At 70.8% G+C, this 23,568-nt stretch carries 22 protein-coding genes, 1 tRNA gene and 1 pseudogene; 7 read left to right on the top strand and 17 right to left on the bottom strand.

The genetic code is table 11. From position 1 onward, the window contains the following. Nucleotides 1-31 precede the first annotated feature (31 nt). Genes AC3RX1_RS04810 through AC3RX1_RS04800 form a run of 3 tightly spaced genes read left to right on the top strand, consistent with a single transcriptional unit; the run spans nucleotide 32 to nucleotide 3,659 of the window. Entirely contained in the window at nucleotides 32-1,426 is a 1,395-nt protein-coding gene (locus tag AC3RX1_RS04810; protein WP_491500112.1) for a class II fumarate hydratase, read from the top strand. After that, nucleotides 1,423-3,006 carry a sensor histidine kinase gene (locus AC3RX1_RS04805; RefSeq protein ID WP_491500111.1) on the top strand — a complete coding sequence of 528 codons (1,584 nt, stop codon included), beginning with the start codon at nucleotides 1,423-1,425 and terminating at the stop codon, nucleotides 3,004-3,006. Before AC3RX1_RS04810 ends, AC3RX1_RS04805 begins: the two co-directional genes overlap by 4 nt. Then, entirely contained in the window at nucleotides 3,003-3,659 is a 657-nt protein-coding gene (locus AC3RX1_RS04800; RefSeq protein WP_491500110.1) for a response regulator transcription factor, read from the top strand. Before AC3RX1_RS04805 ends, AC3RX1_RS04800 begins: the two co-directional genes overlap by 4 nt. 101 nt (nucleotides 3,660-3,760) lie before the next feature. On the opposite strand, the gene AC3RX1_RS04795 is transcribed toward AC3RX1_RS04800, so the two are convergent. The 4 genes from AC3RX1_RS04795 to AC3RX1_RS04780 all read right to left on the bottom strand — a co-directional run bounded on the left by AC3RX1_RS04795 (nucleotide 3,761) and on the right by AC3RX1_RS04780 (nucleotide 8,314). After that, complete coding sequence (locus tag AC3RX1_RS04795; RefSeq protein ID WP_491500109.1) at nucleotides 3,761-4,474, bottom strand: hypothetical protein; 714 nt, start codon at nucleotides 4,472-4,474, stop codon at nucleotides 3,761-3,763. Between the two features lie 152 nt (nucleotides 4,475-4,626). After that, complete coding sequence (phoH2, locus tag AC3RX1_RS04790; RefSeq protein WP_491500544.1) at nucleotides 4,627-5,943, bottom strand: RNA 5'-3' helicase PhoH2; 1,317 nt, start codon at nucleotides 5,941-5,943, stop codon at nucleotides 4,627-4,629. Nucleotides 5,944-6,167: 224 nt separating this feature from the next. Continuing rightward, on the bottom strand, nucleotides 6,168-7,292 hold the full coding sequence (locus tag AC3RX1_RS04785; RefSeq protein WP_491500108.1) for an aminotransferase class V-fold PLP-dependent enzyme: 1,125 nt from the start codon (nucleotides 7,290-7,292) through the stop codon (nucleotides 6,168-6,170). A gap of 239 nt (nucleotides 7,293-7,531) precedes the next feature. Then, the gene (locus AC3RX1_RS04780) at nucleotides 7,532-8,314 is read right to left on the bottom strand and encodes an isoprenyl transferase (RefSeq protein ID WP_491500543.1); all 783 of its coding nucleotides are present in this window, start codon (nucleotides 8,312-8,314) and stop codon (nucleotides 7,532-7,534) included. Nucleotides 8,315-8,457: 143 nt separating this feature from the next. On the opposite strand from AC3RX1_RS04780, the gene trhA reads away from it, so the two are divergent. Then, the gene (trhA, locus tag AC3RX1_RS04775) at nucleotides 8,458-9,150 is read left to right on the top strand and encodes a PAQR family membrane homeostasis protein TrhA (protein WP_491500542.1); all 693 of its coding nucleotides are present in this window, start codon (nucleotides 8,458-8,460) and stop codon (nucleotides 9,148-9,150) included. Between the two features lie 2 nt (nucleotides 9,151-9,152). On the opposite strand, the gene AC3RX1_RS04770 is transcribed toward trhA, so the two are convergent. Next, entirely contained in the window at nucleotides 9,153-9,455 is a 303-nt protein-coding gene (locus AC3RX1_RS04770) for a DUF4381 family protein (protein ID WP_491500107.1), read from the bottom strand. Between the two features lie 64 nt (nucleotides 9,456-9,519). Between AC3RX1_RS04770 and AC3RX1_RS04765 the strand changes: the two genes are divergently transcribed. Next, entirely contained in the window at nucleotides 9,520-9,912 is a 393-nt protein-coding gene (locus AC3RX1_RS04765) for a DUF4307 domain-containing protein (RefSeq protein ID WP_491500106.1), read from the top strand. A gap of 127 nt (nucleotides 9,913-10,039) precedes the next feature. Then, a complete protein-coding gene (gene greA, locus AC3RX1_RS04760) occupies nucleotides 10,040-10,531 on the top strand; it encodes a transcription elongation factor GreA (protein WP_491500105.1) in 492 nt (163 codons plus the stop codon). A 15-nt stretch (nucleotides 10,532-10,546) separates the two neighbouring features. On the opposite strand, the gene ilvA is transcribed toward greA, so the two are convergent. The 12 genes from ilvA to eno all read right to left on the bottom strand — a co-directional run bounded on the left by ilvA (nucleotide 10,547) and on the right by eno (nucleotide 22,681). Then, on the bottom strand, nucleotides 10,547-11,773 hold the full coding sequence (gene ilvA / locus AC3RX1_RS04755; RefSeq protein ID WP_491500104.1) for a threonine ammonia-lyase: 1,227 nt from the start codon (nucleotides 11,771-11,773) through the stop codon (nucleotides 10,547-10,549). Next, a complete protein-coding gene (locus tag AC3RX1_RS04750; RefSeq protein ID WP_491500103.1) occupies nucleotides 11,770-12,957 on the bottom strand; it encodes an AI-2E family transporter in 1,188 nt (395 codons plus the stop codon). Before AC3RX1_RS04750 ends, ilvA begins: the two co-directional genes overlap by 4 nt. Before the next feature lie 47 nt (nucleotides 12,958-13,004). After that, nucleotides 13,005-13,898 carry a M48 family metallopeptidase gene (locus AC3RX1_RS04745; RefSeq protein ID WP_491500102.1) on the bottom strand — a complete coding sequence of 298 codons (894 nt, stop codon included), beginning with the start codon at nucleotides 13,896-13,898 and terminating at the stop codon, nucleotides 13,005-13,007. A 26-nt stretch (nucleotides 13,899-13,924) separates the two neighbouring features. Then, nucleotides 13,925-14,491, bottom strand: coding sequence for a LemA family protein (locus AC3RX1_RS04740; RefSeq protein ID WP_491500101.1), 567 nt, complete (start codon nucleotides 14,489-14,491; stop codon nucleotides 13,925-13,927). Between the two features lie 81 nt (nucleotides 14,492-14,572). Continuing rightward, on the bottom strand, nucleotides 14,573-15,886 hold the full coding sequence (locus tag AC3RX1_RS04735; protein ID WP_491500100.1) for a D-arabinono-1,4-lactone oxidase: 1,314 nt from the start codon (nucleotides 15,884-15,886) through the stop codon (nucleotides 14,573-14,575). Further along, nucleotides 15,883-17,121 carry an alanine racemase gene (locus tag AC3RX1_RS04730; protein WP_491500099.1) on the bottom strand — a complete coding sequence of 413 codons (1,239 nt, stop codon included), beginning with the start codon at nucleotides 17,119-17,121 and terminating at the stop codon, nucleotides 15,883-15,885. The genes AC3RX1_RS04735 and AC3RX1_RS04730 overlap by 4 nt, the downstream gene beginning before the upstream one ends. A gap of 125 nt (nucleotides 17,122-17,246) precedes the next feature. Next, nucleotides 17,247-17,320, bottom strand: a tRNA-Leu gene (locus AC3RX1_RS04725). A gap of 88 nt (nucleotides 17,321-17,408) precedes the next feature. Continuing rightward, nucleotides 17,409-18,839, bottom strand: coding sequence for an NAD(P)/FAD-dependent oxidoreductase (locus AC3RX1_RS04720; protein WP_491500541.1), 1,431 nt, complete (start codon nucleotides 18,837-18,839; stop codon nucleotides 17,409-17,411). A gap of 44 nt (nucleotides 18,840-18,883) precedes the next feature. Further along, nucleotides 18,884-20,161: a S8 family serine peptidase gene (locus AC3RX1_RS04715; protein WP_491500098.1), complete on the bottom strand. Its 1,278-nt coding sequence runs from the start codon at nucleotides 20,159-20,161 to the stop codon at nucleotides 18,884-18,886. After that, nucleotides 20,158-20,694: a DUF501 domain-containing protein gene (locus tag AC3RX1_RS04710; protein WP_491500097.1), complete on the bottom strand. Its 537-nt coding sequence runs from the start codon at nucleotides 20,692-20,694 to the stop codon at nucleotides 20,158-20,160. Before AC3RX1_RS04710 ends, AC3RX1_RS04715 begins: the two co-directional genes overlap by 4 nt. A 135-nt stretch (nucleotides 20,695-20,829) precedes the next feature. Next, complete coding sequence (locus AC3RX1_RS04705; RefSeq protein WP_491500096.1) at nucleotides 20,830-21,357, bottom strand: FtsB family cell division protein; 528 nt, start codon at nucleotides 21,355-21,357, stop codon at nucleotides 20,830-20,832. Nucleotides 21,358-21,400: 43 nt separating this feature from the next. Beyond that, complete coding sequence (gene eno, locus AC3RX1_RS04700; RefSeq protein WP_491500095.1) at nucleotides 21,401-22,681, bottom strand: phosphopyruvate hydratase; 1,281 nt, start codon at nucleotides 22,679-22,681, stop codon at nucleotides 21,401-21,403. A gap of 522 nt (nucleotides 22,682-23,203) precedes the next feature. Between eno and AC3RX1_RS04695 the strand changes: the two are divergent. Further along, nucleotides 23,204-23,568: pseudogene (locus AC3RX1_RS04695) on the top strand (HNH endonuclease signature motif containing protein); the annotation flags it as partial.

Below are 23,568 nucleotides of genomic sequence, written 5' to 3'. Positions count from 1 at the left end.
CATCCACTCAGCACTCAGGAGGAACGAAGAAGTGACCGACATCGACTACCGCATCGAGCACGACACGATGGGCGAGGTGCGCGTGCCGGCGTCCGCCCTGTACAGCGCGCAGACCCAGCGCGCGGTGGAGAACTTCCCGATCTCGGGCTCGGGGCTGGAGTCCACCCAGATTGCGGCGCTCGCGCGCATCAAGAAGGCCGCCGCGCAGGCGAACAAGCAGCTCGGCGTGCTCGATCCGGCGATCGCCGACGCCATCGCGGGAGCCGCCGACGAGGTCATCAGCGGCCGGTACGATGACCAGTTCCCCGTCGACACCTACCAGACCGGCTCGGGCACGAGCTCGAACATGAACATGAACGAGGTGCTCGCGAGCCTCGCGACGCGTGCCCTCGGCTCCGCCGTGCACCCGAACGACCACGTCAATGCGTCGCAGTCCTCGAACGACGTGTTCCCGACGTCGGTGCACATCGCCGTGACGCAGGCGCTCATCGACGACCTCATCCCGGCGCTCGACCACCTCGCCGTCGCCTTCGAAGCGAAGGCGGAGCTGTGGAAGGATGCGGTCAAGTCGGGCCGCACGCATCTCATGGACGCGACTCCGGTGACCCTCGGCCAGGAGTTCGGCGGATACGCGCGGCAGATGCGGCTGGGGATCGAGCGGGTCCGCGCCGCGCTCCCCCGCGTCGCCGAGGTGCCCCTGGGCGGCACCGCGGTCGGCACCGGCATCAACACGCCGCTCGGCTTCCCGCAGAAGGTCATCGAGCTGCTCGCGGCCGAGACCGAGCTGCCGATCACCGAGGCCAAGGACCACTTCGAGGCGCAGGCCAACCGCGACGGCCTCGTCGAGGCGTCCGGCGCGTTGCGCACGATCGCCGTGTCGCTCACGAAGATCAACAACGACCTGCGGTGGATGGGCTCCGGCCCCAACACGGGCCTCGGCGAGCTCCACATCCCCGACCTTCAGCCGGGCTCGTCGATCATGCCGGGCAAGGTCAACCCGGTGATCCCCGAGGCGACGCTCATGGTGTGCGCGCGCGTCGTCGGGAACGACGCGACGGTGGCCTGGGCGGGTGCCTCGGGCGCGTTCGAGCTCAACGTCGCGATCCCCGTGATGGGCACGGCGCTTCTCGAGTCGATCCGTCTGCTCAGCAACGCCATGCGGGTCCTCGCCGACAAGACCGTCGACGGCCTCGAGGCGAACCTCGAGCGCGCGGCGGCGTTCGCCGGGATGTCGCCCTCGATCGTGACGCCGCTGAACAAGCTCATCGGCTACGAGGCTGCCGCGAAGATCGCGAAGCACGCTGTGGCGAAGGGCATCACGGTGCGCGAAGCGGTGATCGACCTCGGTTACGTCGAGCGCGGCGAGCTGACCGAGGCGCAGCTCGACGAGAAGCTCGACCTGCTCTCGATGACGCACGCCGGGTGAACCGCCGCCGGGTGCTGGTGGCCGCGGCGGGTGATAATGGCTCCGTGCACCGCGCGCGCCGCCCGATCTCGGCTCGCACCCGGATCCTCGGGGCGATCCTCGCCGTGGCGTGCGTGGGCCTGTCGGTGGTCGGCGGCGTGACGTTCGTGGTGCAGCGTGAGCGCGTGCTCGCGAGCGTCGACGACCGCCTGCGCGCGCAGGTCGCGATGCTCCACACCGTCGCCGGTTCCGCGGACGCCGGCCCGTCCGCGACGCCGCGGCCGTCGGACGGCACCACCGCGACGGTGCCCGAGATCGACATCACGAAGTTCTCGTCACTCGCGGCATTCCTGCAGGAGGCCGTGCGCAGCCTCGTCCCCGCGCAGAACGAGGGCGCCGTGGCGGTCGTCGACGGCGTGCCGCGGTACCAGCCCAGCACCCTGAGCGGCTTCAGCATCGCCGACGACGACGCCCTCATCGAACGGGCGTCCGCCGAGGCACAGGATGCCGGCACCGCCGTTCTCGGCACCGTGGCCGCCCCGAGCGGGTCGCTGCGGTACATCGCCGTCCCCGTGACGATGCCCGGCGACGGCGCGGCCGGCACGTACATCCGTGCCGTCGACCTCGATGCCGAGCTGCGCCCCGTGCTCGCCTCGGCGATCACCTACGCGATCGCCGCCCTGGCGATGCTCGCCGCGATCGGCGGCGTGGGATGGTTCGTCTCCGGCCGGCTGCTCTCCCCCATCCGACACCTGCGGGAGACGGCCGACGCCATCACGATCGACGATCTCGGAGCGCGCCTGCCCGCAGAGGGCAACGACGACATCTCCGACCTCACCCGCACCGTCAACTCGATGCTCGACCGCATCGAGGGCTCCGTCGACGTGCAGCGGCAGCTCCTCGACGACGTGCGCCACGAGCTGAAGACGCCCATCACGATCGTGCGGGGCCATCTCGAGCTGATGAACGCCACCGACCCCGACGACGTCGCGAACACGCGCGCGCTGGGCATCGCCGAGCTCGACCGGATGACCCGTCTCGTGCAGGACATCGACATGCTCGCCGCCGTCGAGGGCGGTGAGTCGTTCACGATCCGCGAGGTCGACGTCGCTTCCCTGACCCGCAGGGTCGGCGAGCTCGTGGCGGTGATCCCCGACCACCCGTGGACGATGGATGCCGTGGCCGACGTCCGCATCCAGGGTGAGCCGGACCGTCTGCTGCAGGCCTGGCTGCAGCTCGCCGACAACGCCGCCAAGTACACGCCACAGGGCTCCCCGATCGAGATCGGCAGCACCGCCACGACCCACGAGGTGTATCTGTGGGTGCGCGACCACGGTCCGGGGATCCCTCCGGCCGCCCGGCACCGCATCTTCCGGCGCTTCGATCGCGCGGGCGGCAAGCGCACCGTCGGCGGGTCGGGTTTGGGTCTTGCGATCGTCGATGCCATCGTGAAGGCACACGGCGCCACGTGCGACGTGACCGACACCCCGGGTGGCGGAGCCACCTTCACTGTGCGGGTGCCGGTGCGGACCGGCGCCGAGACCCTCCCACAGCCGGTGCGCGCCGGCGACGTGGTGCTCCAACGAGAGGCAGCGGAATGACACGGATCCTCATCGCCGAAGATGAGCCTCACATCTCGGCGTTCGTCAGCAAGGGACTGGAGGCCGCCGGCTACGAACCGGTGATCGTCGAGGAGGGCGATGCGGCGCTCGAGATGGCCCTGACCGGCGAGTACGACCTGCTGCTGCTCGACATCGGCCTGCCCGAGATGGACGGCTTCGAGGTGCTCCGCACCCTGCGCGGTTCGGGTTCCACGATGCCCGTCATCATGCTCACCGCACGCACGAGCACACACGACACCGTCGAGGGACTCGACGCCGGCGCGAACGACTACGTCCCGAAGCCCTTCACGTTCGAGGAGCTTCTCGCGCGCGTGCGCTCACGGCTGCGTGAGGCGACGCCGCGCAAGAACTACATCCTCGCGCGCGACGATGTCGTGCTCGACCTGCTCGCCCGCCGCGCCACGGTGGACGGTCGTGAGATCGAGCTCTCCGCTCGCGAGTTCACGCTCGCCGAGCAGTTCCTGCGCCACCCGGGCGAGGTGCTCACGCGCGAGTGGCTGCTCAGCGAGGTGTGGGGGCTCAACTTCGACCCGGGCTCGAACGTCGTCGACGTCTATGTGCGGTACCTGCGCGGCAAGCTCGGGCACGACCGCATCACGACGGTGCGCGGCGCCGGGTACCGCTGGGGCTGATCCGCGGCAGGGTCAGACGTCCCCGGGCATGCAGAAACCCCCGGCGCTGGGGGACGCCGGGGGTTGGAGGCGGGTGACGATCAGAAGTCGCCGAACCCGGGTCAATCGCGTCTGTCTGGGGAACGGTGCGATTGCTCTCTCTGCGATCCGATCTCGGCCTGGGGATGGCCGGAACCGGACGTTGTGTCCGCCGTATCGGCGGGGATCAGTGCGGCGGCGCCGGCACGGGCGCCGCGTTCGAAGCTGGCGCGGATCCGCTCGCGCCACTGCTCGATGAGCCGGAGGGTGTCATCGCGCGCGCCCCGGCGAGAAGCGACGGTGCCGCGGTTCGCCGCCGCACGGGAGGAGTCGCTGCTCTGCGCGGGCTTCTCGGCCACCGCCGGCGACGAGGGCCGCGGCTTCTTCGCCACCCGCGCCGCAGAACGAGACGCCTTCGCCGGACCCGGATGCGTCGCCGTGACCTGCGGCGCCGCCGCGACACTCTCGTGTGCCGCGCTCTGCTTCTCGTTGTTCTGCTGCTCGGGACTCTGCCGTGCGACGAGCTGGGCCGCGGGGGCCGGCACCGTCTGCACTCCCTGCGCTGCTCCGGCCGAGGCGGTCAACGACGTGTCGCTGGCGCGTTCGGCCACCTGCGGGGTGGACGTGGACGGCGCGGCCGCCGGGCTGCCGTGCACGACGATGGCGGAATCCGCCAACGGCACGCCGGTCCGATCGGTGAGCGCCGCGGCGCTCGAGATCGCGACGGTGGAGGCGACGGCCACAGAGGCGACCACGGCCGTTCCACCGCCGATCAACAGCGCTGCCCGCGCGTCCATTCGACATCCCTCCACGGGCTCGTCGCCCGTCCTTCCATACTGCCTCCTGGCACCCGTGATATCGCGCCGGAGGGGGTGAGACTCCTCTCACTGAGAGGGTTCTCATCGCGTCGGCGGCCGGAAATGATGCATCCCGGCCGCCGACGGAATGCTCAGGACAGTTCGCCGCCGTCCAGCAGGTCGGTGACGAGCGCCGCGATCGGCGAGCGCTCCGACCGGGTCAGGGTCACGTGCGCGAACAGGTCGTGCCCCTTCAACGTCTCGATCACCGAGGCGATGCCGTCGTGGCGCCCGACCCGCAGGTTGTCGCGCTGCCCGACATCATGGGTGAGCACGACCCGGGAGTTCTGCCCGATGCGGCTGAGCACCGTGAGCAGCACGTTGCGCTCGAGCGACTGCGCCTCGTCCACGATGACGAACGCGTCGTGCAGGGAGCGGCCCCGGATATGCGTGAGCGGCAGCACCTCGAGCAGACCGCGGGCCATGACCTCGTCGAGCACGTTCGCCGACACCACGGAGCCGAGCGTGTCGTACACCGCCTGGCCCCACGGGTTCATCTTCTCCTGCTGGTCGCCGGGCAGGTAGCCGAGCTCCTGGCCGCCGACGGCGAACAGCGGCCGGAACACGATGATCCGGCGCTGCTGCTGGCGCTCGAGAACGGCCTCCAGCCCCGCGCACAGTGCCAGCGCCGACTTGCCGGTTCCGGCGCGTCCACCGAGCGAGACGATGCCCACCTCGGGATCGAGCAGCAGGTCGATCGCGATGCGCTGCTCGGCGCTGCGGCCGTGCAGCCCGAACACCTCGCGGTCTCCCCGGACGAGCCGGAACGCGCCGTCGCCGGTGACCCGGCCGAGCGCGGATCCGCGCTCGGAGTGGATCACGAGGCCGGTGTTCACGGGCAGCCCGCGCACGCTGTCGTCGACCGCGATCTCGGTCTCGTACAGATCGCTGATCTCGTCGCCGGAGACGTCGAGCTGGGCGATGCCGGTCCATCCCGAGTCCACCGCCTGCTCGGCGAGGTACTCCTCGGCGGTGATGCCGAGCGATGCGGCCTTGACGCGCATCGGCAGGTCCTTCGAGACGACGGTGACATCCTGGCCGTCCTGCAGGAGGTGCATCGCCACGGCGAGGATCCGGGTGTCGTTGTCGCCGAGCCGCAGGCCCGCCGGGAGCACCGACGTGTCGGTGTTCCCCAGGTCGACCCGCAGGGTGCCGCCCTCGCCGACCGGCACGGGGAAGTCGAGCCGCCCATGCTCGACACGCAGTTCGTCGAGGTGGCGCAGAGCCTGCCGCGCGAAGTAGCCGATCTCGGGGTCGTGGCGCTTCCCCTCGAGCTCGGTGATCACCACGACGGGGATCACGACGGAGTGCTCGGCGAAGCGGAAGAACGCCCGCGGATCGCTCAGCAGCACCGACGTGTCGAGGACGTAGGTGCACAGCGACGCATCGAGGTCTTCCGCCTCGTCGATGGTGTCGTCGATCAGCTGGTGCTGTGGTGCTCGTGTGGTCACAACCCGCTCCCGCCCCGGGACGTCGTCCCGGCTCTTACGAGTCGACCGGATGACCACGAGTCGCGATCCGTTCGGCCGACTCGATCGGACGCCGTGTCCGATGCCATGAACGTAAGCCGTCCAGTGCCGGGGACGCGTGCTCGACACGCGGTCGGCTGAGGAACTTTCGCCGACGGGTCGGGTTACCAGGTGCGAGCGGACGCGAACGCGGCGAACGCGTCGCCGAGCAGGCGCATGGTGTCCTCGCCGGTCGCGGCGTGCGGGGCGAGCCGGATCTGGCCCGACCGCGCGGTGAACGTCACTCCGCGGTTCAGCAGCGCCGCGGCCAGGGCGGACGCATCCTGCACCGTCGGCGCGAGCGCAACGATGCCGGCGCGATGCTCGCGCTCCCGCGGCGTGACGAGCGGGATCTCGTAGCGGTCGGCGTAGAAGACGATCTCGTCCGCCCGATCCGCGACGGCCGAGGCGATGGCCGCCACCCCGGCCGACCGCACCTCGTCGAGCGCGGTCGCCAGACGCCCGGCCGCGAGGAAGTCCGCACCGGTCACCGTGAACGCCGCCGCAGTGGGTGCCGGTCCGCCGACCGTCTCGGCGGCGAGCGGATCTGAATCGACGCCGGCGAAACCGGAGAGCACCGGTTCGATGCGCTCCATCGCCCGCTCACCGAAGCGCGCCCATCCCGTGCCCTTGCCGGCGCGCAGCCACTTGTAGCCGTTGCCGCACACGACGTCGGCGGCGGCGTAGTCGGCCTCGACCACCCCGAACCCCTGCACCGCGTCGACGATCAGCAGCCGGTCGCCGATCACGTCGCGCAGAGCGGAGAGGTCGGCCGTGTACCCCGTGCGGTAGTCGACGAGACTCACCGCCACCGCTGTCGTCTCGTCGGTCAGGGCCTCTCGCACCGCATCGGCGGTGACGAACCCGTCGCGCGGCTCGAACCACTGCACCTCGAGGTCGTCACGCAGCGCGGCCGCACGGGTGGCCGCGACGGGCACGCTCGGGAACTCGGCGCGCGAGACGAGGAGGGCGCCCGAGAGGCCGTACACCGCCTGCATGAGCCCGTACGTCGTCGAGGGCTGCAGCACGACGTCGTCGACGGATGCATCGAGAAGGTCCGCGAGAATCTCGCGCGCGAGCGTCGACCGGGAGGCCACGAGATCGATGCTGGAGCGGCGTCCGTTGCCGAGCAGCTCGCCGTCGGCCTGGGCCTCCGCGCGCACCGTCGCCGAGAGCGGCCCGAACGCCGCCCAGTCGAGGTACCCGGGCTCGGCGTCGAACGAGGCGAGGTAGGGCTCCAGATCGGTCACCGTGTCATTGTGTCACGGTGCCGCACTCGCCCACGGACCGCTCACCTGTCGCGAATCGACCCTCACGGCGCCGGGAAGGTCGATATGCGACAGGCGAACGGTCCCTGGACAGCGGCCCGTCACCCGCCGTAGCGCCGGTCACGATCGGCGTAGTCCCGGATCGCGCGGAGGAAGTCCACCTCGCGCAGGTCCGGGCCGAGCGCCTCGACGAAGGAGAACCTCGCCGTGGGACCGAGCGGCTACCCGCCGTAGCGCCGGTCGCGGTCGGCGTAATCCCGGATCGCGCGGAGGAAGTCCACCTCGCGCAGGTCGGGACCGAGGGCCTCGACGAAATAGAACTCGCTGTGCGCCGACTGCCACAGCAGGAAGTCGCTCAGCCGCTGCTCGCCCGATGTACGGATCACGAGGTCCGGGTCGGGCTGGCCGCCGGTGTAGAGGTGCTCGCCGATCTGCTCGGGCGTGAGGCTGGCCGCGAGCTCCTCGAGCGTGCCGCCGCTGGAGTCGTGCTGTGCGATGATGCTGCGCACCGCGTCGACGATCTCACCGCGCCCGCCGTAGCCGACCGCGAGGTTCACATGCAGCCCGGTGTTCTGCGCGGTGCGGGCCTGGGCGTCGGCGAGCACGCGGGCGAGGGCCGGCGGGAGACCGTCGCTGCGCCCCACGTGCTGCACGCGCCAGTCCCGCACGTGCGAAAGGTTCTCGGCGAGCTCCGCGATGATCTCGATGAGATCTGACAGCTCCAGCGGCGGCCGCTTGCGGAGGTTGTCGAGCGAGAGCAGGTAGAGCGAGACGACCTTCACGCCGACCCGGTCGCACCACTCCAGGAACTCGCGCATCTTCGCGGCGCCCGCGCGGTGGCCCTCCGCGGCCGTCGCGTAGCCGAGCTGACGCGCCCAGCGCCGGTTGCCGTCGATCATCATCGCCACGTGGTGCGGCACTGATTCCGGGGCGATCTGGCGGCGGAGCCGGCCGATGTAGAGCCGATAGAGGGGACCCTGCCCCTGATTCGGCCGCGTGGACATCACCATCCCACGCTACCGCTTCATGCCATGCGAACCCTATGTACGACCCACGGCATGCGAGGCGCCTTAGGCTCAGGAGGGTGAGCCGCCGTTCCCGACGTCCCGAGCCCGAGTCGCAGGTGCCCGCCGACACCGGCGCCGACATGCCGCAGCTGCCCCTCCTGGAGGCGGCGGCGCACGATGCCGCCGTGGACATCAAGCCGACGTGGCGCGGCTGGATCCACGCCGGCACGTTCCCCGTCGCGATCGCCGCGGGCATCGTGCTGATCGTTCTCGCACACGGCACACCGGCGAAGTGGGCCGCCACGGTCTTCATGATCACGTCGCTGCTGCTGTTCGGCAATTCCGCGCTGTATCACCGCTTCAACTGGAAGCCCCGCACGAAAGCGGTGCTCAAGCGCATCGACCACGCCAACATCCTGCTGCTGATCGCGGGCACGTACACTCCGCTCGCGGTGCTCGCCCTGCCGACGCCCCAGACGGTCCTGCTGCTCTCCCTGGTCTGGGCCGGGGCCATCCTCGGCATCCTCTTCCGGGTGTTCTGGATCAATGCGCCGCGCTGGCTCTACGTCGCGCTCTACCTCGTGCTGGGCTGGGCGGCGGTCATGTACATCGTGCCGCTGTTCCAGGCGAGCGTCCCGATGATGGTCCTGGTGATCGTCGGCGGCGTGCTGTACACCCTCGGCGCCGTCGTGTACGCCCTCAAGAAGCCCAATCCCTGGCCGCATCGCTTCGGCTTCCACGAGATCTTCCACGTGTGCACGGTCCTGGCGTTCCTGTGCCACTGGACCGCCTGCCTGCTGATCTCGCTGGCGCCCGCGTACCACGCGGGCTGACGTCAGTCGCGACGGTCCTCGTCGTCGGCGGCGTCGACGTCCTGGGCATCGGTCGCGGTGGCGTCCGCGGCCTGCTCGGCCTCGCGCTGCTCCGCGTCGAGCTCCTCCTGCACCTGCGCGCGATAGCGGGCCCGGCGGATGCGGCGCATCATGTCCCACAGCAGCAGCACGACGGCGACGGCCAGGACGGCGATCGCCACGAATCCCCACGTCCCGGGCGTCACGGTCTCGGCCGGCGGGCTCGTCGGAGTGGGGCTGGGGGTGGCGTCGGCGAGGACCGCGAGAGCGGCGATCGCAGCGTGCATCTTTCCTCATTCCGCGCGGGAGCGCATAGCCTTGGATCAAGCCTATTCCCCCGACGGAGCCCGCATGACAACCCAGGAGATGCTCGACGACCGCTACGGTCGCACCCACGCCGCCCGCGGACGCGTGTGGATGTGGGTCGGCGTCGGGGTGGCCGGGCTCGCCGCCGTGGCGTTCCTCGCGTGGTCGGCGTTCGCCACCTCCGGGAACGTCGACGCCGTCGGCACCGGGTACAAGGTCATCGACCATCGGTCCGTCCAGGTGCAGTTCCAGCTCACCGCCCCCGTCGGATCCGAGGTCGTCTGCGTACTGGAGGCCGACGATCCGGAGCACGGGATCGTCGGCTGGAAGGTCGTCAAACTTCCCCCCTCCACCGACCACATGCAGGCGTACTCCGAGACGATCCCCACCGTCGCCGAGGCGACGAACGGTTTGGTGAACACCTGCTGGGTGGCATAGGCTGGGCCGGATCTCAGACGCCCTGGCCCGGTGCCGGGGCGTCTTGGCATCTGCATCGACCGCGGATGCGGAGTCAGAGAACGCATCCATCCCTGCACAGACAAGTGCATCGACCGAAGGAGAAGACGTGTCTTCAGACGCTCAGGTGACCTTCCTCACCCAGGAGGCGTACGACCGCCTCGCCGCCGAGCTCGAACACCTCTCGACCACGGGCCGTGAGGAGATCGCGAAGCGCATCGAAGCGGCACGCGAAGAGGGCGACCTCAAGGAGAACGGCGGCTACCACGCCGCGAAGGACGAGCAGGGCAAGCAGGAGGCGCGCATCCGCACTCTGCAGTCGCTGCTGAAGAACGCCGTCGTCGGCGACGCGCCCGAGAGCAACGGCACCGTCGAGTCGGGCACCGTCGTGACCGCGGTCGTCGCGGGCGGCGAGGAGGTCTTCCTGCTCGGGAACCGCGAGATCGCCGCCGACAGCGAGCTCGACGTCTACAGCGAAGCGTCGCCCCTGGGCACCGCCATCATGGGCCTCAAGGAAGGCGACAAGACCTCCTACACGGCGCCGAACGGGCGTGAGATCGCCGTCGAGATCGTCAAGGTCGAGACGTACAACGGCCAGTAGCCGGCCGCGGCCGGATCAGTCCTCGACGACGATCGGGTCGAACCCGGCGGTGTGCAGCGTCTCGATCACGAGGGCCCGGTGCTCGGCGCCGCGGGTCTCGACGCTGAGCTGCAGGATCACCTCACTGATCTGCATGCCCTGACCGTGCCGCGTGTGCAGCACCTCGATGACGTTGGCCCCCGCCTGCGCGAGCAGCTCGGACACGCGCGCGAGCTGACCCGGCCGGTCGGGCAGCGGGATGCGCAGCGTCATGTACCGATCGGATGCCGCGAGCCCGTGCGCCACGACGCGCTGCAGCAGCAGCGGGTCGATGTTGCCGCCCGAGAGGATGGTCGCCGTCGTGCCGGTGGGCCGGATCTTGCCGGCGAGGATGGCCGCGACGCCCACGGCGCCGGCCGGCTCGACGACCTGCTTCGCGCGCTCGAGCAGCACCAGCAGGGCCCGCGCGATGTCGTCCTCGGTCACCGTGACGACCTCGTCGACGAGCTCCCGGATGATCGCGAACGGCTCGTCGCCGGGTCGCGCCACCGCGATGCCGTCGGCGATCGTGGGAGCCGTCGGCACCTGCAGCGGCTCTCCGGCGGCGAGCGACGTGGGATACGCCGCGGAGTTCTCCGCCTGCACGCCGATCACCCGCACCGTGCGTCCGGCCGCGGCGGCCCGTGCCTTGACGGCCGCAGCGACGCCGGCGATGAGCCCTCCCCCGCCGATCCCGACGATCACCGTGTCGAGGTCGGGGATCGCATCCCACAGCTCGAGCCCGAGGGTCCCCTGCCCGACGATCACATCCCGGTGGTCGAAGGGGTGGATGAGCACGGCGCCCGTGCGCTCGGCGAACTCCGCCGCCAGGCGCAGCGGCGTCTCGACGGTCTCGCCCTCGAGCACGACGTCGGCGCCGTAACCGCGCGTGGCGAGGAGCTTCGGCACCGGAACGCCGAGCGGCATGTAGATCGTCGCGTGGATGCCGAGCTCCTGCGCCGCCAGCGCGACGCCCTGGGCGTGGTTGCCCGCGGAAGCGGCGACGACCCCCCGCGCACGCTCGGCGTCGGTGAGGCGCGACAGCCGGTACGTCGCTCCGCGGATCTTGAACGACCCGGTGCGCTGCAGGTTCTCGAGCTTGAGGTGCACCGGCACGCCGAGCAGATCGGAGAGGTACAGCGACTGGTCGATCGGGGTCGCGGTGATCACCCCCCTCAGCGTCGCCGCGGCGTCGTCGAAGTCGGCGAGGGTGGGAGCGCTCATGCACCGCTCTTCCTGGTGCGGGGCACCGTGTTCCAGATGAGGTCGGGCGCGTGGAACTGGCCTGCGTCCTCCCAGCCGCGCCGGCTCAGGTAGACGGCGACGACGTTGACGAAGGCGGCCAGCGGCACCGCGAACAGGGCGCCGGGGATCCCGGCGATCATCGCGCCGCCGGCGACGACGAGCACGACGGCGAGGGGGTGCACCTTGACGGCGGAGCCCATGAGCAGCGGCTGGAGGATGTGTCCCTCGAGCTGCTGCACGCCGAGGACGACGACGAGCATCCACAGGGCGATCCACCAGCCGTTGTAGACCAGCGCGAGGAAGACGGCGACGGCGCCGGTGACGACGGCGCCCACGATCGGGACGAAGGAGCCGAGGAAGACGAGCACGCCGACGGGGACGGCCAGCGGCACGCCGAGGAGGAACGCGCCGAGGCCGATGCCGACGGCGTCGATCGTCGCCACGAGCAGCTGCGTCCGCGCGTAGTTCACCACGGTGCTCCAGCCGGTGCGGCCCGCGCCGTCGACGGCGGGGCGTGCCGTGCGCGGGAACAGGCGCACCGTCCACCGCCAGATGCCGCCGCCGTCGGCGAGCAGGCAGAGCAGGATGAACAGCGCGAGAAGCGCTCCGGTCGCGATGTGGCCGACCGTGCTGCCGATCGCGAGGGCGCCCGTCCACAGCAGCGACGCCTGCTCCTGCAGGACCGACCACGCCTGACCGAGGAACCCGTCGATCTGCGTCGGGGTGAGCTGCAGCGGGCCGTCGATGAGGTACTGCCGCAGCTGCGCGACGCCGGCGACGGTGCGCTCGCGCACCGAATGCGCCTGAAGTGTGATCTGCCAGATCGCGAGCCACAGCAGCCCTGTCACGATCACGAGCGTGCCGATGACCGAGATCACGATGGACAGCCACCGCGGCACCCGGTGCGACAGCATCCAGGAGAACACCGGCCACAGGAGCGCCGTGATGAGGATCGCCACCAAAAGCGGGATGACGAGGAGCTTCAGCTGCATGATGAGCCAGATCGCCAGCGCCACAGCTCCCGCGACGACGAGGAGCCGCCATGAGTAGGCGGTGGCGACGCGCAGACCCCGCGGGACCGTTGCGCCGATCCGGGTGTCCACCGTGCGCTGCGTCAGGGCGTCACGCCACGACGTGCGGGGCTTGCCGTCGGTCTCTGCCACTCGGCCAGTCTAGGGCCGCAACCGGACGCGCCCGGTGCGCGTGTCGCTCAGAACTCGCCGCCCATCCTGTGCAGGCGCGCGATGCGGTCGGGCAGCGGCGGATGCGTCGCGAACATCCGGGCCACGGCGCCCGGCCGCAGCGGATCGGCGATCCACAGGTGCGCCATCGACGTGTTCGCCTTCTGCAGCGGACGGCCGTACTCGGCGAGCTTGCCGAGGGCCGACGCGAGTCCGTCGGGGTCGCGGGTCGTCATGGCGCTCGTCGCGTCGGCGAGGTATTCGCGCTGCCGCGAGATCGCCGCCTGCACGACGCCGGCCAGAAGCGGCGCGACGATCGCGGCCACGACGCCGAACAGGAGGAACACGAGCTGCGCCTGTCCCCCGTTGCCGTTCGAACGGCGTCCGCCGCCGAAGAACGCGACCCTCAGCATGACGTCGGCGATGATCCCGATCGCGACCACCAGCCCGAACACGAGCATCGAGACGCGGATGTCGTAGTTGCGGATGTGGCCCAGCTCGTGGCCGAGGACCCCCTCGAGCTCGCGGTCGGTCATGATCTCGAACAGCCCCGTCGTCACGGTGATCGCCGCCTTGTCGGGATCCCGGCCGGTCGCGAACGCGTTGGGCGCCGGGTCCTCGACGACGTACAGCCGCGGCATCGGCGTGCCGGTCGTGATGCAGAGGTTCTCGACGATCCGGTAGTACCGGGGCGCCGACTCCTTCGTCACCTCGAACGCGCCCGACAGGGCGAGCGCCTCACGGTCGGCGCAGAAGTACTGCACCGTGGCGTAGCCGCCGGCGAAGACGAGGATGAATGCGGTGATCCACCAGTTGTGCCCGGCGAGCCAACCCGCGAGCGCGCCCAGCGCACCGAGCAGGAGCACGAACGCGATGAGGATGAACCACGTGTTGCGCTTGTTGCGCGCGATCGCCGAGTACACCGCTCAGCGCTCCCCCGCGCCACGTGTCAAAACTGCACGCGCGGCGGCTCCGCGATGGCGGCGCCGTCGACGACCTCGAAGAACTCCCGCTCGTGGAAGCCGAGGTTTCGCGCGAACAGGTTGTTCGGGAACACCTTGATCTTGGTGTTCAGCTCGCGGACTCCGCCGTTGTAGAAGCGGCGCGACGCCTGGATCTTGTCCTCGGTGTCGACGATGTTGTGCTGCAGTTGCAGGAAGTTCTGGCTGGCCTGGAGCTGCGGGTACGCCTCGGCCACCGCGAACAGCGACTTCAGCGCCTGCTGCATGTGTCCCTCGGCGACACCGGCCGCGGCAGGACCGCCGGCGTTCAGCGTCTCGGCGCGCGCCTGCGTGACGTTCTCGAAGACGGCCTTCTCGTGGGCGGCATAGCCCTTGACCGCCTCGATGAGGTTCGGCAGCAGGTCGGCGCGCCGCTTCAGCTGCACCGTGATGTCGCTCCACGCCTCGTCGACGCGCACGTTGAGCTGCACCAGCGAGTTGTACGTGGCCCACAGATAGATCCCCACGATGAGGATCACTGCGACCACGATGAGGACCGGGATCAACCATTCCATTGCGCGCGACTCCGTTCGATCTGCCCCCATCCTAATGGCGAGCATTCCGACGGCCGTGGGAAGGGGTTGTTCTCCCAGGCCTTACTCACCGAGGACGCGGCGCAGATACGCGTTCTGGAACATCCGGTCGGGATCGAGCCGGTCGCGCAGCGCGACGAAGTCATCGAAGCGCGGATACCGTTCCCGCAGGGCCGGCGCATCCAGTGTGTGCATCTTCCCCCAGTGCGGGCGGCCGCCGAAGCCCAGCATGATCTGCTCGACAGCCTCGAAGTACTCGGTCGGGTTCTCACGCCAGTAGCGGTGCACGGCGATGTATCCGGTGGCGCGGCCGTGCGCCGTCGACATCCACACATCGTCTGCCGCCGCGAAGCGCACCTCCACCGGGAACGAGATGCGCCAGCCCCGCTCGTCGATGAGCGCGCGCAGCGCATCGAACGCCGGTCGCAGGTTCTCGACGGGGAGCCCGTACTCCATCTCCCGGAACCTCACTCCGCGGTTCTGCGTGAACACCCGGTTCGACCATTCCGTGTACTCGCGGTCGCCGGTGAGCTTGACCGCGAGCCGCGAGAACGCCGGGATGATGGCGGGCACGGCGGTGCCCGCCGCGCAGACCGCCCGGTAGACGCCGTTCGAGAGGAACTCCTCGTCGATCCACCGGCCGACGGCGGGCAGCGGGTGGCGTGGGGCGTCGCCGGGGAGCCGGGTGTTGGTTTTGGTGAGGCCGATGTCGGTGTGCGGGAACCAGTAGAACTCGAAGTGATCGGCCGCCGCCGCGCGCTCGTGCAGCCCGTCGAGCGTCGCTTCGAGCGGCCCCGGCTCATCGACGGCGTGCAGGATGAACGACGGCACGCACTGGAGCGTGACCTCGACGAGGATGCCGAGCGCGCCGAGTCCCAGTGCGACGGCTGGGAGAAGCTCGTTGTTCTGCTCCTCGTCGACCGTCAGCAGCTCGCCGTCGGCGGTGACGAGCACAGCGCCCACCACCTGTGTCGCGAGGCCGCCGAACCGCACGCCGGTGCCGTGCGTTCCGGTCGAGATCGCTCCCGAGATCGACTGCCGGTCGATGTCGCCCAGGTTCTCCATCGCCAGGCCGTAGGGCTTCAGCAGCGCGGGGATCTGGTGCAGCCGGGTGCCGGCGCGCAGCGTCACGCGGCCACGTTCGCGGTCGACGCGCACGACCCCGGTGAGGTCGCACAGGTCGAGGAGCACTCCCGGTGCGACGGCGATGCCGGTGAAGCTGTGGCCGGCTCCCACGGCCTTCACCGGCAGACCGCGACGCGCCGCGGACTGCACGGCGCGGCGCACTGCCTCGGTGCTCGAGGGGAACTCGACCCGCTGCGGGTGGGCCTTCGCCGACCGGCCCCAGTTGCGCCATTCTCCGCCGGGACGTGTCACAGGAACGCCTTCCCCTCGCCGCGGTACGTCGGCGCCTCGCCGATGATCCGCCCTCCGTCGATCAGCCGGTAGGCGTCGACGCGCTCGGCGAGCTCCCCGCTCTTGGCGTGCCGGAACCACACGCGGTCGCCCACCCGGAGCCCGCGCGCGCTCTCTCCCTGGAGCGGGGTCTGCACCTCGCCGGCGCCCTCCCGGCCGAGCGTCTTCAGCCCCGCGGGCCAGACCGGCAGCGGCTGACGCGAGGCGAGCGGCGGCCCCGAGGCGATCCATCCCCCGCCGAGCACGGTGGCGATGTCGTCGGCGGGCTTGCGCACGACCTCGAGAGAGAATGCCGCCGCAGGCGCGGGATGGAAGGCGCGGTAGCGGTCGAACAGGTGGCCGGCGAGCAGGCCGCTTCCGGCGGTGATCTCGGTCACGGACTGATCGGATGCCGTGAGCTCGAGCGAGCCTGTGCCGCCGCCGTTGACGAATTCCAGCGCCGTGACCTCGCGGAGCGCGGCGACGATCGCGCCCCGTCGCGCGAGCAGCTCGTCGGCCGAGCGGCGCTGCATCCAGCGGATAACCGGATCCGAGGCGCCGTCGTGGTCGGGCTGACCGGCGATCTGGGCCTCGTACATCATGAGGCCGACGAGGCTGAAGCCGTCGCGTGCGGCGATCCGCCGCGCGAGCGCTGTGACCTCGGCGACCTCGTGGACCGGCGACCGGCGAACTCCCACATGGCCGAAGCCCGGCGCCCGCCAGGAGGCGTCGGCGTCGATGCACAGCCGCAGGGGCGCGCGTGAGCCGGGCGCCGCCACGGCGTCGATGAGATCGAGCTGCGCGGTCGAGTCCACCATGAGCGTGATGCGCGCGGCGGCGTCGGCATCGGACGCGAGCGCGGCGATCGCTGCACGATCCGCGGTCGGGTAGCCGACGACGATGTCATCGAGACCGTGTGCGGCCAGCCACAGGGCCTCGGGCAGCGTGAACGCGAGGACACCGTGGTAGCCGGCCATCGCCAGCGTGGCGTCGACGATCTCTCGCACGCGCACCGATTTGCTCGCGACGCGGATCGGCACGCCGCCCGCCCGCACCACCATGTCGAGCGCGTTGTGGCGCAGCGCCTGGAGGTTCACGGCGGCGACCGGTCCGGAGACGTCGGCCACGGCATCCGTCATCGCCGACCAGTACGCGGCAGGGTCGGTCCACGGGGCCGCGCCGGCGTACGGCCGAGCGGCGAGGATGTCGAGGCTCATCGGTTCGGGCTCCTTCGCGCATCGACGACTCGTCCAGCATAGAGCGCGCCGCGGGCTCTGCTCGACGGATCCGCGCGGCGTCGCGGCGGGGTCCGCGAGGCGAGACGGGAGGCGCGTCCGCGGCGTACCCCCGGTCAGACTCGAACTGACACTGAAGCGATTTTAAGTCGCCTGCCTCTGCCGATTGGGCTACGGGGGCCTGCAGCCAGGCTACCGGCCCGGGCACCGCCGCGGCACGCACGAGACCCTCGCACCGGATGGTGCGAGGGTCTCGTGGCAGACGGCGATCAGGCCGAAGCGGAAGCCTTCTTGGCGACGGGCTTCTTCGCCGCGGGCTTCTTCTCGACGTCGCCGGCGCGCGTCTCGATGGGCTTGGGCGCTGCCTCGGCCGGCTGCGGCGGTCGCGGACGCGCGGCGAACTGCTCGAACGCGGCGCGCGGGGCCTGCACGGCCTCGAGGCTCACGATGTCGCGGCCGAGCCAGAAGTTGTTCCACCAGCCCCACAGCACGCGCCACTTGCGCTCCCACGTCGGCATCGCCAGGCCGTGGTATCCACGGTGCGCGACCCAGGCGACGAAGCCCTTCAGCGCGAACTTGCCCGACTGGAACACGCCGTCGTAGAGGCCGAGGCCCGCCACGGCGCCGAGGTTCTTGTGGAAGTAGTCCTTGGGTAGCTCACCGCGCAGCACGGCGACGAGGTTCTTCGCGAGCAGCTTCGCCTGACGCACGGCGTGCTGGGCGTTCGGCACGCAGTACCCGCCGACGCCGCCGCCGCTGAGATCCGGAACGGCCGAGACGTCGCCCGCGGCCCAGGCGCCCTCGACGGGCTCCTCCGCGGTTCCCACGCGCAGGTCGGCACGGGTGCGGATGCGTCCGCGCTCCTCTACGGGAAGGTCGCCGCCGCGCACCACCGTCGGGTTCGCCATGACGCCCGCGGTCCAGACGATGAGGTCGGACGGGATCGTCTCGCCGGTCGACAGCTCGACGTTGCCGTCCACGGCGCTCGTGACCTGCGTGTCGAGGTGCACGTACGCGCCGCGCTTGGCGAGGTCCTTGAGCACCCATTCGCTCGTGGGCAGCGACACCTCGGGCATGATGCGGCCCATCGCCTCGATGAGGTGGAAGTGCGTGTCGTCGAACGTGAGCTGCGGGTAGTCCTTCAGCAGGGCGGAGGCCAGTGAGCGCAGCTCGGCGAACGCCTCGATGCCGGCGAAGCCGCCGCCGACGACGATGACGGTGAGGAGGCGGTCGCGGGCGGGACCGGCCGGCATCGCCGCGGCACGGTCGAAGTTGCTCATCAGGCGGTCGCGCACCGCGACGGCCTCTTCGATCGTCTTCAGGCCGATCGCGTTGTCGGCGATGCCGGGGATCGGGAACGTGCGCGAGACGGCACCCGCGGTCACGACGATCTGGTCGTACGGGTGCTGCCAGCTCTGCCCGTCGGGGCCGGTGATCGTCGCGGTCTTGTTCGCGTGGTCGATCCCGGTGACCTTCGCCGTGATCACCGTCGTCCGCTTGAGGTGGCGGCGGTGCGCGACCACGGCGTGACGCGGCTCGACCGATCCGGCGGCGACCTCGGGCAGGAACGGCTGGTAGGTCATGTAGGGCAGCGGGTCGACCATGGTGACCTCGGCCTCGCCCCGTCGCAGGTGCTTCTCGAGCTTCCAGGCGGTGTAGAAGCCGGCGTATCCACCGCCGACGACGAGGATCTTGGGCACGGTGGTCACAGCGGTGTTCACGGTGGGGAGAACTCCTAGGGAATCTAACGGCGAGGCGTGCGAGGTGCGCGCGCCGATCGGATGCGTCGGGCAGCTGCGGTGACGCCGAGCCCCACCAGTATAGCGGGCAGCGTCGCGGCCATGAGCGGGAGCGAGCCGTACAGCACCCGCTCGCGGCTCGGCAGCAGCGGCGATCCGGCCCGCGTGACTGTGTCGGCGGGCGGCAGCGGCGACACCTCGACGGGCTTCTCGGTGGGGGTCGGCTGCTGCTGCGCCGGCGCCCGCCGGTACAGGCGCACCCATTCCTTGAGGTCGCCCATCGGGTTCTGCGACACCGTCGGAACCTTCGCCGACACGGCGGCCGCAGCATCCACGATCCCGTAGCCGTACAGGGGGCTCGGCACCTGCGTCACGCCGGGCGCCGGCTTCGCGGTCTTGATGATGCGCTCGATGACGTTGGCCGCGTCGAGTTCGGGATGCGCCGCACGGACGAGCGCCGCGATGCCCGAGACGATCGGCGCGGCACCGCTCGTGCCGTCCCACACGATCACCTCGCCGTCGGCCGAGACGCCGAGAAGCTCTTCGCTCGGCGCCGCCACGCCGATCGTGATGCCCTGCGTCGAGGCTTCGACGCTGGCGTGTCCCGACGGGTCGACGCCCGCCACGGTGAGCACGCCGGGGATCGTGGCGGGAGCACCGACCCGCTCGGTGCCGTTCCCCCGGTTGCCGGCCGCGACCACGACGACGACATCGTGCTGGTAGGCGTACAGGAACGCGTCGTCCCAGCTGGCGTCCCAGTCGAGCGCGTTCGTGGTGAACGAGAGGTTGATGATGTCGGCGCCGTGGTCGACCGCCCAGCGCATGGCCTTCGCGACCTGCTTCACGAACGGTACCGGCGGGCTGGCGTCGGGGAAACCGATCGAGATCGACAGGAGGTTGGCCTCGGGCGCGACGCCGATCATCCCGGTGTCCTTCCCAGTGCCGCGGGCGGCGGCGAGCGAAGCGACCCAGCTGCCGTGGTTCGCGTCGACGGCACCGACCGGCGTGCGGCCATCGGGGCGACCGGCGCCCGAGACGTCGGTTCCGCCCACGACGGCGGGGTCGAGCTCGGGGGCGTGACCGATTCCGGTGTCGATGACGGCGATCCGCACGCCATCGCCCTTCGTGGTCTTCCACGCCTTCTCGACGCCGTTGCCGGCGAGCCAGTACTCCTGCGACCGCACAGGATCGCCGGTCGGCTCGGGTTCGGGCACCGCCGCCGCACCCGTGCAGGCGAGCACGGCGATCGCTGCGGCGAGCAGGGCGACGGCCGCGCGCCTCATCCGGGCTCCCCGGTGCCGAGCAGCGGGCCCGGCTCCACACACGCGCAGCGGGCGGGCGACCAGTCGGACCGTTCGAGCGCGGCGTCGCCGATCGGGTTCACGCCCGGACCGGCGGCGAGCGCGTGACCGGCGAGGGCGTGCAGGCACTTCACGCGCACCGGCATGCCGCCGGCGGAGATGCCGTCGATCTCCGACACGTCGCCGAAGGCGGCGCGGTCGGCGAGGTAAGCCTCGTGGGCGCGCCGGTAGGCGGCCTGCAACTGCTCATCGGACTGAAGCTCGTCCTGCAGCTCGCGCATCGCCTGATCCGCTTCGAGGCGCGACATCGCGGCGGTCGCGGCGGGATGCGTGAGGTAGTAGAACGTCGGGAACGGCGTGCCGTCGGGAAGACGCGGAGACGTGGCGACGACGGTGGGATTGCCGCACACGCAGCGGGCGGCGATGCCGACGACGCCGCGAGCCGGGCGGCCGAGCTGGGTGCGCAGCACCGCGAGGTCGGCGTCGGTCACGGGCGGGAACGGCGGGGTCGTCACGCGGTCAAGGCTAGCGGGCGGGTGCTGGGACGGTGCTGATCGGCGGATGCCGGATCCGGTGATGCAGATCGGCCGGTTCCCGGGCGGAAGTGGCCGCCGGCTGCTGCGGAGAGGCCGCCGGCCGGATGCTGCGGATCAGCGCGTCGCCGAGGGCGACGGCTTCGGCGACACGGGATCGGCCGGTCCCGTCGCGGTGCGGGCGAGCCCCGCCTGTGCGACCGAGCGCACGAGCTGCGACATCCAGTCGGTGTGCGTCGCCTCCACCTCGTCGCTCACGCGGGCCTTCTCCCGTGGGACGTCCGACGCGTCGAGGTCGTCGTCGACGAGGTACGGGATCTCGCCGGGCCGCACATAGTAGAGCCGCTCGCGCGCCTGCGTCGTGATGTACGCCGGGTCGCTCCACCGCTCCCGCTGTCGCTCGAGCACCGCCACCTCGTCCTTCGTGAGCTGCACGGCGTGGTGCAGCGCGGCGATCTGCTGGCGCTGCCCGACATAGGTGCCGATCGTCGGAACGAGCACGAACACCGCGAGCACGACGAGGCCCAGCATGATGACGGTGAAGCCCGAGATGCGGGATCCCGCGAGCCAGCCTCGCACGTCGACAGGACGGCGGGATGCGTCATCCCTGCCGCGCGGACGAGAAGGGGGAGCCGAACTCGTCATCTCGACTCCCCCTCTCGTGTGTCGGCCGGTGCGCCGGGCGGTCTCAGCCCTTGAAGCGCGGGAACGCCGCGCGGCCGATGAACTCCGCCGCGTCGCCCAGCTCGTCTTCGATGCGCAGAAGCTGATTGTATTTCGCGACGCGCTCGCTGCGCGCGGGCGCGCCGGACTTGATCTGACCCGAGTTCACGGCGACCACGAGGTCGGCGATCGTGGTGTCCTCGGTCTCGCCGGAGCGGTGCGAGAACATCGTCGTGTAGCCGGAGCGGTGCGCGAGCTCGACGGCATCGAGGGTCTCGGAGAGGGTGCCGATCTGGTTCACCTTCACCAGGAGCGAGTTGGCGACGCCGCGCTGGATTCCCTCGGCGAGGCGCTCGGGGTTCGTGACGAACAGGTCGTCGCCGACGAGCTGGATCTTCGAGCCGAGCTTGTCGGTGAGCAGCTTCCAGTTGTCCCAGTCGTCCTCGGCGAGGGCGTCCTCGATCGTGACGATCGGGTAGGCGTCGACGAGTCCGGCGTAGTACTCGATGAGCTCGGGGCCACTCCAGTCCTTCTGGTCGAGGCGGTACACACCGTCGTTGAAGAACTCGGTGGCCGCGGCATCCAGACCCAGCGCGATGTCGCTGCCGGGGGTGAAGCCGGCCTTCTCGATCGCCTTCACGAGGAAGTCGAGGCCCTCGCGGTTGCTGGGCAGATCGGGGGCGAAGCCGCCTTCGTCGCCGAGGCCCGTCGAGAAGCCGGCGGCCTTGAGCTCGCCCTTCAGGACGTGGTACGTCTCGGCGCCCCACCGCAGCGCCTCGGCGAAGCTTCCCGCGCCGATGGGCGCGAGGAAGAACTCCTGCATGTCGATGCCGTTGTCGGCGTGCTCGCCGCCGTTGATGACGTTGAACAGCGGGACGGGAAGGATGTGCGCGTTGGGGCCGCCGAGGTAGCGGAACAGCGGCAGGTCGGCGCTGTCGGCGGCGGCCTTGGCGACGGCCAGGCTCACGCCGAGGATCGCGTTGGCGCCGGTGCGCGACTTGTTCTCGGTGCCGTCGGTGTCGATGAGGATCGAGTCGATGAGGCGCTGGTCGGTCGCGTCCTCCCCCTCGATCGCGGGGCCGAGCTCGTCGACCACGGCGGCGACGGCCTTGAGCACTCCCTTGCCGCCGTAGCGGCTCTTGTCGCCGTCGCGCAGCTCGTAGGCCTCGAAGGCGCCGGTCGACGCGCCCGAGGGAACGGCCGCGCGCTGGACGACGCCGTCATCGAGGAGCACCTCCACCTCGACGGTCGGGTTGCCGCGTGAGTCCAGGATCTCGCGCGCGTTGACAGCCTCGATAAGTGCCACGGATGACTCCTTGGGTGTGAGAGAGGTGGATCTCGGAGCGTCGTCGGTCCGTGGACGAGTCTAGCGACGCGGTTCGGATGTCCATGGAGCCGATTACGATCGCGGAGCCATGGATGTCGAGACTCGACCACTGCCCTTCAGAGCCCGGTTCGAATGTCGGAGGTGACTCCTACAGTGAGGGTATGAAGGTTTCGTCGGCGCCGGTGCTGGACTCTGAGGGGTTCGATCCGGAGCTGTGCGTCGACGAGAACGACATGCTCGTTCCCGGTGAGGCGCCGGAGCCGGGGTGGGGTGGGGACATCTTCACCTCCGGTGCCGCGCACGATGTCGCCGTGGAGGATGTCGGTGAGGTCACGGCCGGGATGCGGCGGCTGGCCGCCCGGCAGTGGGGACTGTTCGCGCGGGTGCTCGCCGACGCGGCCGCGTGCCCGGACCCGTGGTGCGGACCCGACCCGACCCTCGACCCGGGCTGGGTCGACCCCCGCGACCGGAGCATCGCGCAAGTCCGCGCGGAACGGCGGGATGGCGGTGCGCGCCGCGGTCTGCGACCTCGCCGTGCGCACCCACCTGTCCGAAACCCTGGTGCGCTCCCGTGCCGCCGACGCGGAACTGCTGCAGGAACGCTGCCCGACCGTGTGGGCGGCGTTTGTGGCCGGGGACGTGGATGACCGCAACGCGGCCACCACCGCGGGGCTGGCCGGGTCCCTGCCCGCCGACGACCCGGACAGCTGGGCCCGGTTCGACGCGGCCGTGGCGGGACCGGCGACGGTGCTGCCAGCGGGGAAGTTCCGCACCCGGGCACACGCGGCCCGGGAACGCGCGCACACCGAATCCCTGCAGACCCGGCATGTGCGGGCGAATCAAGACCGGGGCGTGTGGCTGGACCC

It is taken from the genome of Microbacterium altimontanum (assembly GCF_058349865.2).
This window is presented reverse-complemented; position numbering and strand designations above follow the sequence as displayed.

Bases quoted from the DNA above. Each gene is read 5' to 3' on its own strand.
- AC3RX1_RS04800 (WP_491500110.1), top strand. From the start codon at position 3,003: ATGACACGGATCCTCATCGCCGAAGATGAGCCTCACATCTCGGCGTTC.
- AC3RX1_RS04795 (WP_491500109.1), bottom strand. From the start codon at position 4,474: ATGGACGCGCGGGCAGCGCTGTTGATCGGCGGTGGAACGGCCGTGGTC.
- AC3RX1_RS04780 (WP_491500543.1), bottom strand. From the start codon at position 8,314: ATGTCCACGCGGCCGAATCAGGGGCAGGGTCCCCTCTATCGGCTCTAC.
- trhA (WP_491500542.1), top strand. From the start codon at position 8,458: ATGCCGCAGCTGCCCCTCCTGGAGGCGGCGGCGCACGATGCCGCCGTG.
- AC3RX1_RS04770 (WP_491500107.1), bottom strand. From the start codon at position 9,455: ATGCACGCTGCGATCGCCGCTCTCGCGGTCCTCGCCGACGCCACCCCC.
- AC3RX1_RS04765 (WP_491500106.1), top strand. From the start codon at position 9,520: ATGACAACCCAGGAGATGCTCGACGACCGCTACGGTCGCACCCACGCC.
- ilvA (WP_491500104.1), bottom strand. From the start codon at position 11,773: ATGAGCGCTCCCACCCTCGCCGACTTCGACGACGCCGCGGCGACGCTG.
- AC3RX1_RS04740 (WP_491500101.1), bottom strand. From the start codon at position 14,491: ATGGAATGGTTGATCCCGGTCCTCATCGTGGTCGCAGTGATCCTCATC.
- AC3RX1_RS04730 (WP_491500099.1), bottom strand. From the start codon at position 17,121: ATGAGCCTCGACATCCTCGCCGCTCGGCCGTACGCCGGCGCGGCCCCG.
- AC3RX1_RS04715 (WP_491500098.1), bottom strand. From the start codon at position 20,161: ATGAGGCGCGCGGCCGTCGCCCTGCTCGCCGCAGCGATCGCCGTGCTC.
- AC3RX1_RS04705 (WP_491500096.1), bottom strand. From the start codon at position 21,357: ATGACGAGTTCGGCTCCCCCTTCTCGTCCGCGCGGCAGGGATGACGCA.